Here is a 14,138-nt window from a genome sequence, read left to right as displayed (position 1 = left end):
AATTCCTAAAATTCAGTCGATGCGTCCGAACCAGGCGCCGTAACCGCCGAGTTCGATCGAACCGGTGCTCGCCTGCCCGGAAAACCCGTGTCCCGGCAAAGGGTGCAGTGATCGGCCGCCAAGGTCAACCTTGGCCGGCTTGGCGCCAATGTTGAAGACACAGACGATCTGCTCGTTGCCGGCCCGGCGGGTGAAGGCGACGGTGTCGCCCTGGCTTTCGATGAAGGTGATATCGCCCTTGGCCAGCGCGGGGTGGGCGCGGCGGAAGGTGAGAAAGCGCCGGTAGTGCTCGAGCAGGGAAGTCTCGTCGCCCTGCTGCACATTGACGGCCTGCGACAAATGCTTGGCCGGCACCGGCAACCAGGGTTTTGCTAGGGAAAAGCCGCCGTTCTTGGCGATGCCATCCCACACCATGGGCGTGCGGCAGCCGTCGCGGCCCTTGAATTCCGGCCAGAAGCGGATGCCGTAGGGATCCTGCAGATCCTCGAAGCGCAGTTCGGCCTCGCCGAGGCCCAGCTCTTCGCCCTGGTAGATGCAGACCGAGCCGCGCAGCGACATCAGCAATGCCGAGATGACCTTGAGATAGGCGGTCGGATCGGCTTCGCCAGCCGCCCAGCGCGAGGCCGGGCGCATCACGTCATGGTTGGAGAACGCCCAGCACGACCAGCCGTCGGTTGCGACCTTGCCGAAGGTTTCCAGCACCGAACGGACCTTGGCGGCGCTGATCTTTTCCGGCGCCAGGAAGTCGAAGGAATAGCACATGTGCACGCGCTTGCCGCCGGCCGTATAGGCGGCCACCACGTCCAGCCCACGCTGCGAATCGCCGACTTCGCCGACAGCGGCGGTTGCCGGATACTCGTCGAGCAGGGCGCGGAAACGTTCGAGGAAACCGAGGTTCTCCGGCCGGCTCTTGTCGTAGATATGGTCCTGGTAGTTGTAGGGGTTGACCGCCGGTGCCGTCTGGTCGTTGCGCTCCTCGGGCGCCAGCGGTGGATTGTTTTCCAGGCCCTGGCTGTGGAAGTAGAAATTGATGGTGTCGAGCCTGAAGCCGTCGACGCCGCGCTCCAGCCAGAAACGGGTGACGTCGAGCAGGGCGTCCTGGACCTCGCGGCTGTGGAAGTTGAGATCGGGCTGCTCGGCCAGGAAATTATGCAGGTAATATTGCTGGCGGCTGGTGTCCCATTGCCAGGCCGATCCGCCGAAGATCGACAGCCAGTTGTTGGGCGGCGTGCCGTCGGGCTTGGCGTCCGCCCAGACATACCAGTCCGCCTTGGGATTGGTGCGGCTCGACCGGCTTTCCTTGAACCAGGGATGGATGTCTGCGGTGTGCGACAGCACCTCGTCGATCATCACCTTGAGACCCAGCCGGTGGGCTTCCGCCGTCAGCGCATCGAAATCGGCCAGCGTGCCGAACATCGGGTCGACATCGCAATAGTCCGAGACGTCGTAGCCGAAATCCTTCATCGGCGACGTGAAGAAAGGCGAAATCCAGATGGCGTCCGCACCGAGTGCGGCAATATAGGGCAGCCGCTGGATGATGCCCTTGAGGTCGCCAATGCCGTCGCCGTTCGAATCCTGATAGCTGCGCGGATAGATCTGGTAGATCACCGCACCGCGCCACCAGTCGCGATCGATGGCGAGGTCAGGTTTCGAACTGGCTTTCAAAGCGGATTGCATGGTCTCAGCCTCCTTTCACCGAGCCGGCAAGCAGCCCGCGGACGAAATAGCGCTGCAGCGAGAAGAACACGATCAGCGGCACGATGATGGTCACGAATGCCGATGTCGTCAGGATCTCCCAATCGCCGCCGCGTGAACCAAGCAGCGCATTGAGCTTGGCCGTCAGCACGATCTGGTCTGCTTCCGTACCGAGGAAAACCATCGCCACCAGAAGATCGTTCCATACCCACAGGAACTGGAAGATGGCAAACGAGGCCAGCACCGGGAACGACAGCGGCAACACGATCTTGACGAAGATCTCGAAATCGCTGGCGCCGTCGATGCGCGCCGATTCCATGATTTCGCGCGGCAGGCCGGCTATGTAGCTGCGTAGGAGGTAGATGGCGAAGGGCAGGCCGAAGCCGGTATGCGCCAGCCAGATGCCGAGATAGGTTTTCGACGGTACGCCGAAGAACGAGCCGACGCCGTTGTAGAGTTTCAGCAGCGGGATCAGCGACATCTGCAGCGGCACCACCAGGAGGCCGATGATCACCGCGATCAGCAGCGCCCGGCCGGGAAAGCGCATCCAGGCCAGCGCATAGGCCGCGAAAGCCGCGATCAGGATCGGGATCACCGTCGCCGGGATGGTGACGGTGAGCGAGTTCATGAACGAGCGGCCGATGCCTTCCGAAAACAGCACGGACCGGTAGTTGTCGGTGGTGAATTTCGGCGGCGCCGACGAGGCGTAATAGAGGCGCTGGCCGCGGTCGCCCTCGAAAGCCTTGGGCGAGGTCATGACGAAGCTGCCGTCGGCATTGACCTGCAGGGTCACGCCGTCGCCGAGATCGGCCGATGTGCCGGCCGCATATTGCGTCGGTGCCGCCGACTTGACGCCGAAGGCGCTGATGTCGCGCTTGGCGCCGTCGCCGAAGATATTGCCTTCCAGAACGAACTTGCCGTCCTTCTGGACTTGCGCCGAGGCGGGCGGCAGGCGGCCGGCCTCGGTCTGGGTGGAACTGGCGAACGAATTCCACCAGCCCGAGGCGATGATCTGGTCCTTGTCACGCAGCGAGGAGACCAGGATGCCGAGCGTTGGAATGGTCCAGATCGTCACGAAGACCAGCACCGCGATGTGAACGCCGAAGCGGCTGGCGAAGGAATTTCCGGTCGCGACGGCCATCTCAGTGTCCTCCCGTCTCTTTGTTGGCCTGGCGGATATTCCAGACCATGATCGGGATGACCGCGATCATGATGATGATGGCTATCGTTGCGCCGCGGCCGAAATCGCCGCCGCCGCGGAACATCCAGTCGAACATTAGATTGGCCAGCACCTGGCTGTTCCATTGGCCGTTGGTCATGGTCAGCACGATGTCGAACACCTTGAGCACGAGAATGGTGATCGTGGTCCAGACGACGGCGATGGTGCCCCAGATCTGCGGCACCATGATCTTCCAGAAGATCTGGAACGGGTTGGCGCCGTCGATGACGGCGGCTTCCAGCGTTTCCTCGGGAATGCCGCGCAGCGCCGACGACAGGATGACCATGGCAAAGCCGGTCTGGATCCAGATCAGGATCACCATCAGGAAGAAATTGTTCCAGAACGGCAGCGATATCCAGACCTGCGGTTGGCCGCCGAAATGCTGGATGATGGCATTGAGGATGCCGATCTGTACCTGGCCCTCGCCGCGATACTCGTAGATGAATTTCCAGATCACGCTGGCGCCGACGAAGGAGATCGCCAGCGGCAGGAAGATCAGGCTCTTGGCGATCGTGCCCCACCAGATCTTGTCGGTGAGCACGGCAATGATCAGGCCGAGGAAAGTGCAGGCGGCGGGCACCACGGCCAGCCACAACACGTTGTTGAGGATCGAGTTGCGGAAGTCGCGGTCGCCGAACGCCCACTGATAGTTGGCCAGGCCGACAAAATTGACGCCGCCGCGATCGAGGAACGACAGCCGTAGCGTCTCGATGACGGGATAGATCAGATAGATGGTCAGGATGATCATCGCCGGACCGACGAACAGCCACGGCCGCACCAGTCCCTGTCGGCGCAGATTGTCGATGGCCGCCGCGCCAGAGACGCCGCGCGACGGGAATATCAGGTCGACCAGTCTGTTGGCGCCCCAAAAATAGGCGACGCAGCCTCCGACGCCGATGATGATGACGAAAATAGCCGAGAAAATCTGAGCCGCCATGGGTCCCTCTCCCTGCGCATGATCGACCAGGCAATGCTGGCGATCGGATGCACCGACTTTCAGTCATTCGGAACAATTGAAACGCGAAGGTTACCGGCGGAAGCCGCCGGTCGGACCGGGCCGAAGCCCGGGTCCAGCATCGGGAGGACGACATGCATGAAACGAAGACCTAAAGCGCGTCGCGTGAATCCGTCTCGACACGACGCGTTTTAGGCTGCGGTCACCGCCGGTTGCCTACTTGATCCCGTCCCAGCTCTTCTGGATGTCGGTGGCGACATCCTGGGCGGACTTGCCGCCGACCAGGTCGATCATGCCGGTCCAGAATGAGCCGGCGCCGATCTTGCCGGGCATCAGGTCGGATCCGTCGAAGCGCACTGTCGTCGCGCCGACCAGGATCTCGCCCTGCTTCTTCAGCGCTTCGCTGCCATAGGCGTCCTTGTTGGCTCCCTTGAACGGGGTCACGAAGCTCTTTTGCGCCATCCACAATTCATGCGCGAGCGGCATCTCCAGGAACTTGATGAACTCGTGGGATGCCTTGGAATCCTTGGTGATCATCACCAATGTTCCGGCCACTTCCAGCGGCGTGCCCAGTTCCGGCTTGGAAGCGTAAGGCGGATAGTTGAAGAAGTCCGCATCCTGGCCGAGCTTTACGCCCTCCGGGAAGAAGGAGGGGATGAACGATGCCTGGTGGTGCATGTAGCATTTCGGCGGCACGCTGAAGAGGCCCTTCGGGCTATCGCGGAAGTCCGTCGCGGCGACCGCCTTGGCGCCGCCGTCGACCATCTTGTCGTCGGTGGCGATCTTGCCGAAAATGTCGATGGCGTTGACCACCGCCGGATCGGTGAACGGAATCTCGTTCTTCACCCACTTGTCGTAGACTTCCGGCGGCTGCGTCCTCAACATGATGTCCTCGACCCAGTCGGTCGCCGGCCATCCGGTGGCACCGCCGGAGCCAAGCCCGATGCACCAGGGCTTGCCGCCATCGGCAATGATCTTCTTTTCGAGCTCGGCCAGTTCCTCCTGCGTCTTCGGCACCTTGTAGCCGGCTTCCTCGAAATTATCGGGCGAGTACCAGACCAGACCCTTCACGTCGATCTTGTAGGGAAGCGCATAGAAGCCTGGCTTGCCGTCCTTTCCTGCGAAAGTGCCGAGCTTGGCCCAGGAATCGCCAGCCGCGTAGTTCTCCTTGACCCATGCGGCGACGTCGTCGCCCAACGGGGTCAGCACGCCCTTGGAGGCAAGGTCCTGGATCAGGCCCGGCTGCGGCAGGATCGCGATGTTCGGCGGGCTGCCCGCCTGCGTGTCGATGACGATCTGCTGCTCGTAGTTTTCGGACGAGGAATATTTGATCTCGGCGCCAGTGGCTTCCGCGAAATAATCGAGTACCGAACGGGCAAGCGTCTCGTCCTCACCGCGCCACGGGCCAAAGATCGTCAGCGTCTCGCCCTTGAGGTCAACCTTCTTGAGTTCGTCGAAGTTGGCCCAGTGAAACCGCGCGTCCTCGCCTGGCTTGAACTTCAGTTCGGCATGCGCGGGCACGTTCAGGGCGAGCGTGGCGAACGCGGCACCCAGCAAAAGCATTTTCTTCATCGGTATTCCCTCCCAGTGGGTCACACACACCGGACGGAACCTCCATTCCGCCCGCCGACGCCGCAGGACTGTGACTCAGTCGCAAGGGAACCGCAACCTTTCGAAGAGTCTTCCAAAGCGCTTTGGCTTTGGTGATCTCGCCATTGAATCGGTCCGGAGTCAAGAGGGTCATGCACTAATCGATTTAATTCGAAGCATTCAGGGTCAAAGAAGTGCGCTGCAGCATGCTTTTTTGGCGGTGCAGCAGCAATTTTTGTTTCAAACCCGCCCCGGGCACGCTTATGGTCATCGCAACATGGCCGCACCTTTATGGTGCTTGGGTCGATTCAATTTAAAAGCGCTTTGGGGATGGAGCCCTCTCGTGAACCTCAAGCAGCTCGCGCATATGCTGGCGCTTTCGCAGACCACGGTAAGCCGGGCGCTGAACGGCTATCCGGAGGTCAACGAGGAAACGCGAAGGCGCGTCATGGACGCCGCCAAGCGCCACGGCTACCGCCCCAATCCGAGCGCGCGGCGGCTGGCAACCGGCAAGTCGGGCATGATCGGCTATGTCCTGCCGACAGGTGCCGCCGTCGACATCGATCCGCATTTCGTCGAATTCCTGTCCGGCCTTGGCGATTATGCGCGTTCGCACGAACTCGACCTCGTGCTGTCGCCGGCCGACGCGGACGACCAGGAGACGACCTATCGGCGCATTGTCGCCAACCGCCAGGTCGATGCCGTCTATATCTCCTCTCCCAAGCCGCAGGACAATCGGGTGGCGCTGGTCAACACGCTCGGCATTCCCTTCATCGTCCATGGCCGCAGCGAAGGCTTCGATTTCGACTATCCCTATCTCGACATCGACAATGAGGGCGCCTTCCACGAGGCGGCGCGGCTGCTGGTCCAGCTCGGCCATCGGCGGCTGGCGCTGATCAATGGCGACGACGGCGAGACCTTCGCCATCCATCGCGAGCGCGGCGTGCGTCGTGCGCTCGCGGCGAGCGGGCTGGCCTTGAGCGAACGCCATGTCTGCTCTCTGGTCATGACAGAGGAGAACGGCTATCGCGCCACCAGGCGCCTGCTGGAAGCAAGCGACGCGCCGACGGCAATCGTCTGCTCCAGCCTGATCATGGCGCTGGGCGTCGTGCGCGCGGTGCGCGACCTCGGTCTGAGCATTCCGGGCGACGTCTCCCTGATCGCCCATGACGATGTCTTTCCCTGGCTGCGGCCGGAGAATTTTTCGGTGCCGCTGTCGACGACGCGCTCGTCCATCCGTCTCGCCGGCGCCCGCGTCGCCGAGCGTCTGGCGGCGCGGATATCGGGACTGGAAGAGGGGGCGCGAGGCGAGATCTGGCCGGTGGACCTGGTGATCAGGGGATCGGTCGCCGGGGCGCCCGCGTAGGTCGTGCCGACGATTGGCGAAAGCGGCGAAGCGAGTAATCTCCCCACTTGCGGGGGAGATGTCCGGCAGGACAGAGGGGGGTGCTGTCCCGCCGACGTCACAGGTCTGAGGGAACCTATTCCTTCCCCGCCCCAGCCGCCTTGATATCCAGCAGCCCATAACCGAAGTCGTTGTCGCGCCCCTTGGGGCCGAGATCCCTGGCCGTTGCCGCCAAGGCCTTCTCGATGTCGTCGGCCGAGCGGTCGGGAGAAGCATGGATGAGATTGGCGATGGCGCCGCTCACGATCGCCGCGGCGAACGAAGTGCCGGTGACCACATCCGAACCGGCGCCGCTCGGCGCCACCATCTCGACGCCGGGCGCCGAGATGAAGACATAGGCGCCGCGATTGGCCTGCGGCATCAGCCCATCCTTGGCGTCGGTTGCGGTCACCGCGATGACGCCGTCGAAGGCGGCCGGGTAGCCATAGGGCGCCTTCGGCCCGTTGTTCCCGGCGGCGGCGATCAGCACGATGCCCAGCGCGCGGGCATTTCTGCAGGCGACGCCGAGCAGGTCGTTCTTGGGCCCGACGAAGCTCATGTTGATGATGCGCACGTCCTGTTCGGCTGCCCAGTCGAGTGCGGAGAGAATGACGTCCATGGTCGACTTGCCGCCTTCGAAGGCGCGCGCGTGGTAGATCCTGGCGCCCGGCGCCATGCCTTCCAGCGCACCGACACCGGCGATCAGCCCATCGACCGAGGTGCCGTGATCGCGCTTTTCGATCGGCACGTCGGGCATGGCGTCGAACTGCCCGGCGATCACCCCGGCCAGCGCCGGATTGGTGTCGTCGATGCCGGTGTCGATCACCGCGACGCGGACATTCTCGCCGCTGGCCTGTTTGGCGTCGAGCGCGATGCGCTCGAAGGCATAGTTGACGATGCCGGCCGCCTGCTGCAGCGAATAGATGTGGTTGGGCTCGCGCCGCTGCGTGCGGCCGTCGGCGGCCAGCTGCGCCAGCACGATGCCGACCGGACGGCCGTCCGGAATGCCGAAGCGCACCAAAGTGGTGCCGAGCAACCTGGACTGGCGCTGCGAGCGCACTTCGAGGCCGAAGGAGGCGGCGATCTGCTGCACGGCGCCGGCATCGCCGTCGACGGTCACCAGCACCTCGTCGGGTACGAAATCGCCGGCCACCGCGCGCGGCGGCTGAACGGCGATGAGATCGGTCGGCGAGACGATCGGCCCGCCCGGCGGGGTTCCAGCCTGTGTATCGGCGGGCACGGCCGGTGAGGTGTCCGGGTCCTGGCGCGGAGCGGGCGTCGGCACGGGAACCGAGCTTTCGGCAGGATTGGGGAAGAGGTCGACGATCAAAGCAGGCATAAAGACCGCGCCGGTTTGCTTGGCACCCGAACCGCCCTTTTCCCCGCCAATGTCCTTCGCGCAGTCGGCTGCCGCCGCATTGGCCCCGTTGCTGCAATCGATTTTCGTCCGGTCGGGATTGGCGGCGTTGGTCTGTGCCGACGCGGGCACGGCGGCGATTATCATCGCCGCCGCAAGGATCGCCGCAAATCGAATGACCGCCTCAGCCGCCATCTGCCGGTTTCCTCCCCTCGATCACGGTGTCGGTGAAGGGCTGGGCGGCAATAAGGCCGATTTGCCTGGTGTAGTCGGCTGCGTTGGCGGCGGGAATGCCGAGCCGGAACACGCCGTCGGCGGTCGGCCCGCCGATCACCTTCAGCCCGTTGCCGCCGAGGAAGCCCGAAATATCGGACACCTTGGCGTCCGGCTTGAACTTGACCAGCGCGAACGGCATCTTTGCCAAGTCGTCTTCCGTGCCGGCAATCTCGAAATTGCCGCCCTTGCCGCCGGGCTGCACGAACGACTGCACCATGATCAGCGCCAAAAGGACCGCGGCCGCCGCCCAGGCGACGCCGGCGGGCAGCGCCACGAAGCGGCCCCAGGCCTGCGCCAGCCAGGACGAGCCTGCCGGCGCCCGCGCCGGTCCTGCCTCGGCGTCGAACGCCCTTGCGAAGCGGCTGAGCGCATCGGCCGGCGGGCGGATCGCCTCGTTGGCCGCCGATGCGCCCGAGAATTCGGCCTCGGCCTCGCCAAGGGCGGCCAGCGCGGAGGGATCGCTGGCCAGCCATTCCTCGACGGCTTCAAGGTCCGAGCCTTCCAGTGAGCCGTTCAGGTAGAACGGCAGCAGCGTTTCCATTTCGTCGCGGCGCGACATCTTTTCAGCGGCGCTCATGGCCACCCCCTGTCGTAACCGGCGGCCTTGAGGGCCTCGCCGAGTTTCTTGCGGGCGTAGAACATCCGGGTCTTGACGGTCGCGACCGGGATGCCGAGCACTTCGCCGATCTCGGTCACCGACTGTCCGTGGTAATAGGCAAGGTCGATCACCGTGCGGTGCTCTTCGGGCAAGGCGTCGATGAGGCGGCGCAAGGCGGCGGCCTTGTCCTCCTTCATGGTGACGACCTCGGGCGTGTCTGCGCTGTCGGGCACCGCGGCGGCGGCCTCGTCGTCGATCCAGTCTTCCTTTTTCTTGCGCAGCAGCGACAGCGCCTTGAACCGGGCGATGCCGAGCAGCCATGTCGAAACTTCGGAGCGACCCTCGAAGCCCGGCGCCTGGCGCCAAAGTTCGAGAAACACCTCGTTCGCGATATCGTCAGCCATCATTTCCGATCCCGTCTGGCGCACCACGAAGCGGTAGACCCGCGCGTGATGACGCATGAACAGGAGCCGCACGGCGGCACGGTCGCCCTTCGCGACCCGGTCGACAAGCGCGCGATCGGTGTCCGTCGCTGCCGTCATGACCGGTCGAGCCGCCTGGCTCCTGTCTGCTCTGTCGCTGATCGGTCCAAAAAGGTTCATCCTCCGCCAAGGAATTTGCGGAGGCTAACCGAAGAAAGGGGAGGTTGCCAGTGGTGCGCTCTCTTCCTTCCCCCACAAGGGGGGAAGGGGGAAGGCGTTGCGCTACATCACCCCAAAAACGCCTTCGCCTTCATCGTCGCCGGCACCGGCACGCCCAGACGGCTCAGCACCGTCGGCGCCAGCTGCAGTTGGTCGAGCAGCGTGTTCGCATCCGGCCCTTTCCCCAACCCGAAATAATACAGCGCGAAATCCTGCATCTCGTCGTCGTGGCCGCCGTGATGGCCGCGATCGGTCTGGCCGTGGTCGGCGGTCACCATCACCTCATAGCCGGCCGCGATCCAGCCCGGCAGGAACCCCGCCAGCATGGCGTCCATGGCATAGACCGCATGGTCCATCTCATGGCAGTCGTGGCCGAAGCGGTGGCCCATCGAGTCCAGCGTGCAGGTGTGCAGGATGCCGTAGTCGATGCCGTGGCGCTTGGTCAGCATGGTCAGCGTCGCGAACAGGTCGACATCGCTCGGCGTCATCTGGTTGCGCAGATTGTAGCCGGTCATGGTGTGGAAGCGGCCATGCGTAATCGGCCCGTCTGGCTCGTCGAATTCCATGTCCTCGATCAGGTCGAACGGATAGGACCGGAAGAACTCCGACCAGTAGGAGTGGGTGACCGCACCGGTCTTGCCGCCGGCCTTGCTGACCTCGGAGAAGATATCGGGCTGGCCGACGCGGAACCGGTTCTCGTTGGAGAGGATGCCATGCACCTGCGGCGACACGCCGGTGTGGATCGAGGCATAGCAGCAGGCCGAGGTCGACGGCAGCACGGAGCGCATCTTCCAGACCCGCGCCTCGCCCGATTGCACCCAACCCTCGAGATTGCCCATCAGCCGGCGCCAGTTGCGGTAGGGAACGCCATCGAGGACGATCAGCAGAAGCTTGGATTTGAGCGCCATGGGCGGCTCCATGCAGTCTTGTCGCAAGAGGATGACGGCAGTCGTAGGCCGCTAGTTCCCGGCGCTGGCCATGCGCCGTCCCTTGATCGCCTTTTCCAGCCAGCCGATCTCCATCTCGGGAACCGATGACAGCAAAAGGTCGGTATAGGCATCGAAGGGCGGCGTCAGCACCGTACTCTTCGAGCCGTAGCGCACCACTTCGCCGCGATACATCACCGCGATCGAATCGGCGATCGACTTTACCGTCGCGAGATCGTGGGTGATGAACAGGTAGGCGACGTTCTCCTCCTTTTGCAGTTCGAGCAAAAGCTTGAGGATGCCGTTGGCCACCAGCGGGTCGAGCGCCGAGGTCACCTCGTCGCAGATGATCAGCTTGGGCTTGGCGGCGAGCGAGCGGGCGATGCAGACGCGTTGCTTCTGGCCGCCGGAAAGCTCGGCCGGGTAACGGTCGGCAAAACCCTTGCCCATCTCGATCTTGTCGAGCAGTTCGGTCACGCGGGCGTCACGCTGCCTGCCGCGCATGCCGAAATAGAACTCCAGCGGCCGGCCAATGATGGTGCCGACGGTCTGGCGCGGGTTCATCGCCACATCGGCCATCTGGTAGATCATCTGCAACTGGCGCAGATCCTCCTTCGGCCGGTCGGCAAGCCGGTTGGCGAGCGGCCGCCCGTCGAAGGTCACCGTGCCCTGCTCTGGCGGCAAGAGGCCGGTGATGGCCCGCGCCAGGGTCGACTTGCCGGAACCCGACTCGCCGACGACGGCCAGCGTTTGACCCGGGTAGATATCGACCGAGACGTTCTTCAGCACCTTGACATGGCCGCCGGCATAGGCGGCGGTGACGTTCTTGACCGACAGGAACGGTGTCGTGCCGGGCTTCTGCTCGGCGTGCTCGATCTCATGCACCGAGACCAGCGCGTTGGTGTATTCCTGGCGCGGCTCCTTGATGATCTGGCGCGTGCCGCCCCATTCGACCAGCCTTCCATGGCGCAGCACCATGATCTCGTCGGAGACCTGGGCGACGACGGCAAGGTCGTGGGTGATGTAGAGTGCCGCCACATGGGTGTCGCGGATGGCGTCCTTGATTGCCGCCAGAACGTCGATCTGCGTCGTCACGTCGAGCGCCGTCGTCGGCTCGTCGAAGACGATCAGGTCTGGCTCGGAACAGAGCGCCATCGCCGTCATCACACGCTGCAGCTGGCCGCCCGAGACCTGGTGCGGGAAGCGCTCACCGATCGTTTCGGGGTTGGGCAGGCTGAGCTTCTTGAAGAGCGCGATCGCCCGCTTCTCGGCCTCGGCCCGTGTCGCGGTGCCATGCAGCAAGGTGGCTTCCACCACCTGGTCCATCAGCCGGTGCGCCGGGTTGAAGGCGGCCGCCGCCGACTGCGCGACATAGCAGACCTCGCGGCCGCGCAATTTGCGGAAGCCTTCCTTGCCGCCCTTCAGGATATCGCGGCCGTTGAGGAGGACCTCGCCGCCGGTGATGCGCACGCCGCCACGGCCGTAGCCCATGGACGACAGGCCGATGGTCGACTTGCCGGCGCCGGATTCGCCGATCAGGCCAAGCACCTTGCCCTTTTCCAGGGTCAGCGAGACATCGTGCACCAGCACGATATTCTTTGGCGCCTCGCCCGGCGGGTATACCGTCGCCTCGATGCGCAAATTGCGGATATCGAGCAGCACGCCTGGTTTTCGCTGTCCGGGCTTCGCTTTGGTATCGGCCATCACCCGCGTCCTCCCTTCAGGCTTGTCGTGCGGTTGAGGATCCAGTCGGCGACAAGGTTGACCGAGATGGCAAGCGCCGCGATCGCGCCTGCCGGGATGAGCGCCGCGGCGATACCGAAGACGATGCCGTCCTTGTTCTCCTTGACCATGCCGCCCCAATCGGCGTCCGGCGGCTGCACGCCAAGGCCGAGGAAGGACAAGGTCGACAGGAACAGCACGGCATAGATGAAGCGCAAGCCGAGTTCCGAGACCAGCGGCGACAGCGCGTTGGGCAGGATCTCGCGGAAGATGATCCAGCCACTGCCTTCGCCGCGCAGCTTGGCGGCTTCGACATAGTCCATGACGTTGATGTCTACGGCGACCGCACGCGACAGGCGGTAGACGCGGGTCGAGTCGAGGATACCCATCACCAGGATCAGCGTCACCAGGTTCGTCGGCAGCACGGAGAGCACGACCAGGCCCATGATCAGCGTCGGGATCGACATCAGGAGATCGACGAGGCGCGACAGGATGGTGTCGAACCAGCCGCCGAACACCGCCGCCGAGAAACCGAGAATGGCGCCGAGCGAGAAGGACAGCGCGGTGGCAAGCACGGCGATGAACAGCGTGATGCGGGCGCCGTAGATCATGCGTGACAACAGATCGCGGCCGAGATTGTCGGTACCCAGAAAGTGCGCCGCCGACATCGGTTCCCATACGTCGCCGACGATCTCGGCATTGTCGTGCGGCGAAATCCACGGTGCGAAGATCGCCGCCAGCACGAACAGGGCGGTCAGCACCAGGCCGATCAGGGCGGGAATGGGGATGCGTCTTATGTCAAGCATGCCCGCCCCTCACTTTGGATGTCTGAGACGCGGATTGGCGATGATCGCCGCTATGTCCGCGATGATGTTGAGGCTGATGTAGACGGCCGCGAAGATCAGGCCGACCGCCTGCACGACGGGCACGTCGCGCTTGGTGACATGGTCGACCAGATACTGCCCCATGCCGGGATAGACGAAGATCACCTCGACCACGACGACGCCGACGATGAGATAGGCGAGGTTGAGCATGACGACGTTGATGATCGGCGCGATGGCGTTCGGAAAGGCGTGTCTGCGGATGACCGCGAAGGCTGAAAGCCCCTTGAGCTCCGCGGTCTCGACATAGGCCGACTGCATGACATTGAGGATCGCCGCGCGCGTCATGCGCATCATGTGGGCGAGCACGACCAGCGTCAGTGCCGTTGCCGGCAGCGCGATGGCCTGCATGCGTTCGCCAAAGGGCATGCCGTCATAGACGGTCGAGATGGCGGGGAAGATCTGCCATTTCACGGCGAAGAAATAGACCAGGAGATAGCCGATGAAGAACTCGGGGAAGGAGGTCGACGCCAGCGCCAGTCCGGAGATCAGCTTGTCGACCCAGCCATTGCGGTAGCGAACCGCGATCAGGCCGAGGATGATCGCCAACGGCACCGCAACGACCGCCGCCCAGAAGGCGAGGAAGAGCGTGTTCCACAGCCGGCCCTTGATCGAGGTCGCGATATCCTGGCCGCTCGACATGGCGGTACCCAGGTCGCCGGTCAGCACGCCGCCGAGCCAGTGGAAATACCTGACATAGGCCGGGTCGTTCAGCCCGAGCTGCTCACGCAAATTGGCGAGCGACTCCGGTGTAGCCGATTGTCCGAGAATGGCTTGCGCGACGTCGCCGGGCAGAATCTGGGTGCCGGCGAAGATCAGGACCGAAATGGCCAACAAAAGGAGGATGCCCAGCGCAATGCGCTGGGCAATCAGTTTCAGGATGGGTGAAGACAT

At 63.8% G+C, this 14,138-nt stretch carries 12 protein-coding genes; 1 reads left to right on the top strand and 11 read right to left on the bottom strand.

Annotated elements, in window-relative coordinates; all coding sequences use genetic code 11:
* Window positions 1-12: 12 nt before the first annotated feature.
* The 4 genes from X741_RS164785 to X741_RS164800 all read right to left on the bottom strand — a co-directional run bounded on the left by X741_RS164785 (window position 13) and on the right by X741_RS164800 (window position 5,441).
* Window positions 13-1,677, bottom strand: coding sequence for an alpha-glucosidase (locus X741_RS164785; RefSeq protein ID WP_031249654.1), 1,665 nt, complete (start codon window positions 1,675-1,677; stop codon window positions 13-15).
* Window positions 1,678-1,681: 4 nt separating this feature from the next.
* On the bottom strand, window positions 1,682-2,836 hold the full coding sequence (locus X741_RS164790) for a carbohydrate ABC transporter permease (protein ID WP_023765593.1): 1,155 nt from the start codon (window positions 2,834-2,836) through the stop codon (window positions 1,682-1,684).
* A gap of 1 nt (window position 2,837) precedes the next feature.
* A complete protein-coding gene (locus tag X741_RS164795; RefSeq protein ID WP_013891616.1) occupies window positions 2,838-3,851 on the bottom strand; it encodes a sugar ABC transporter permease in 1,014 nt (337 codons plus the stop codon).
* 234 nt (window positions 3,852-4,085) lie between these two features.
* Entirely contained in the window at window positions 4,086-5,441 is a 1,356-nt protein-coding gene (locus X741_RS164800; RefSeq protein WP_023775941.1) for an ABC transporter substrate-binding protein, read from the bottom strand.
* 361 nt (window positions 5,442-5,802) lie between these two features.
* On the opposite strand from X741_RS164800, the gene X741_RS164805 reads away from it, so the two are divergent.
* Window positions 5,803-6,825: a substrate-binding domain-containing protein gene (locus tag X741_RS164805; protein WP_023765591.1), complete on the top strand. Its 1,023-nt coding sequence runs from the start codon at window positions 5,803-5,805 to the stop codon at window positions 6,823-6,825.
* A 115-nt stretch (window positions 6,826-6,940) separates the two neighbouring features.
* Here X741_RS164805 and X741_RS164810 read toward each other — a convergent pair whose 3' ends face one another.
* From X741_RS164810 to X741_RS164840, 7 genes are all read right to left on the bottom strand, one after another.
* Window positions 6,941-8,395 (bottom strand): S8 family serine peptidase, encoded by a 1,455-nt coding sequence (locus tag X741_RS164810; RefSeq protein ID WP_023775940.1) that lies wholly within the window; start codon window positions 8,393-8,395, stop codon window positions 6,941-6,943.
* Window positions 8,385-9,053: a hypothetical protein gene (locus tag X741_RS164815; RefSeq protein ID WP_023775939.1), complete on the bottom strand. Its 669-nt coding sequence runs from the start codon at window positions 9,051-9,053 to the stop codon at window positions 8,385-8,387. Before X741_RS164815 ends, X741_RS164810 begins: the two co-directional genes overlap by 11 nt.
* Window positions 9,050-9,616, bottom strand: coding sequence for a sigma-70 family RNA polymerase sigma factor (locus X741_RS164820; RefSeq protein WP_023765589.1), 567 nt, complete (start codon window positions 9,614-9,616; stop codon window positions 9,050-9,052). The genes X741_RS164815 and X741_RS164820 overlap by 4 nt, the downstream gene beginning before the upstream one ends.
* Window positions 9,617-9,783: 167 nt before the next feature.
* Window positions 9,784-10,623 (bottom strand): alkaline phosphatase family protein, encoded by an 840-nt coding sequence (locus X741_RS164825; RefSeq protein WP_023775938.1) that lies wholly within the window; start codon window positions 10,621-10,623, stop codon window positions 9,784-9,786.
* A gap of 51 nt (window positions 10,624-10,674) precedes the next feature.
* Window positions 10,675-12,345, bottom strand: coding sequence for an ABC transporter ATP-binding protein (locus X741_RS164830; protein WP_023775937.1), 1,671 nt, complete (start codon window positions 12,343-12,345; stop codon window positions 10,675-10,677).
* Complete coding sequence (locus tag X741_RS164835) at window positions 12,345-13,169, bottom strand: ABC transporter permease (RefSeq protein WP_013891607.1); 825 nt, start codon at window positions 13,167-13,169, stop codon at window positions 12,345-12,347. The genes X741_RS164830 and X741_RS164835 overlap by 1 nt, the downstream gene beginning before the upstream one ends.
* A 9-nt stretch (window positions 13,170-13,178) precedes the next feature.
* Window positions 13,179-14,138, bottom strand: coding sequence for an ABC transporter permease (locus X741_RS164840; protein ID WP_023775936.1), 960 nt, complete (start codon window positions 14,136-14,138; stop codon window positions 13,179-13,181).

The sequence above is a fragment of the Mesorhizobium sp. LNHC221B00 genome, assembly GCF_000502935.1.
In the GTDB taxonomy this organism is placed as follows: domain Bacteria; phylum Pseudomonadota; class Alphaproteobacteria; order Rhizobiales; family Rhizobiaceae; genus Mesorhizobium; species Mesorhizobium opportunistum.
Note: the sequence above shows the minus strand (reverse complement) of the source record. Positions and strands in the feature narration are given on the sequence as shown.

Bases quoted from the DNA above. Each gene is read 5' to 3' on its own strand.
- X741_RS164790 (WP_023765593.1), bottom strand. From the start codon at position 2,836: ATGGCCGTCGCGACCGGAAATTCCTTCGCCAGCCGCTTCGGCGTTCAC.
- X741_RS164830 (WP_023775937.1), bottom strand. From the start codon at position 12,345: ATGGCCGATACCAAAGCGAAGCCCGGACAGCGAAAACCAGGCGTGCTG.
- X741_RS164800 (WP_023775941.1), bottom strand. From the start codon at position 5,441: ATGAAGAAAATGCTTTTGCTGGGTGCCGCGTTCGCCACGCTCGCCCTG.
- X741_RS164815 (WP_023775939.1), bottom strand. From the start codon at position 9,053: ATGAGCGCCGCTGAAAAGATGTCGCGCCGCGACGAAATGGAAACGCTG.
- X741_RS164840 (WP_023775936.1), bottom strand. From the start codon at position 14,138: ATGTCTTCACCCATCCTGAAACTGATTGCCCAGCGCATTGCGCTGGGC.
- X741_RS164820 (WP_023765589.1), bottom strand. From the start codon at position 9,616: ATGACGGCAGCGACGGACACCGATCGCGCGCTTGTCGACCGGGTCGCG.
- X741_RS164835 (WP_013891607.1), bottom strand. From the start codon at position 13,169: ATGCTTGACATAAGACGCATCCCCATTCCCGCCCTGATCGGCCTGGTG.
- X741_RS164810 (WP_023775940.1), bottom strand. From the start codon at position 8,395: ATGGCGGCTGAGGCGGTCATTCGATTTGCGGCGATCCTTGCGGCGGCG.
- X741_RS164795 (WP_013891616.1), bottom strand. From the start codon at position 3,851: ATGGCGGCTCAGATTTTCTCGGCTATTTTCGTCATCATCATCGGCGTC.
- X741_RS164785 (WP_031249654.1), bottom strand. From the start codon at position 1,677: ATGCAATCCGCTTTGAAAGCCAGTTCGAAACCTGACCTCGCCATCGAT.
- X741_RS164825 (WP_023775938.1), bottom strand. From the start codon at position 10,623: ATGGCGCTCAAATCCAAGCTTCTGCTGATCGTCCTCGATGGCGTTCCC.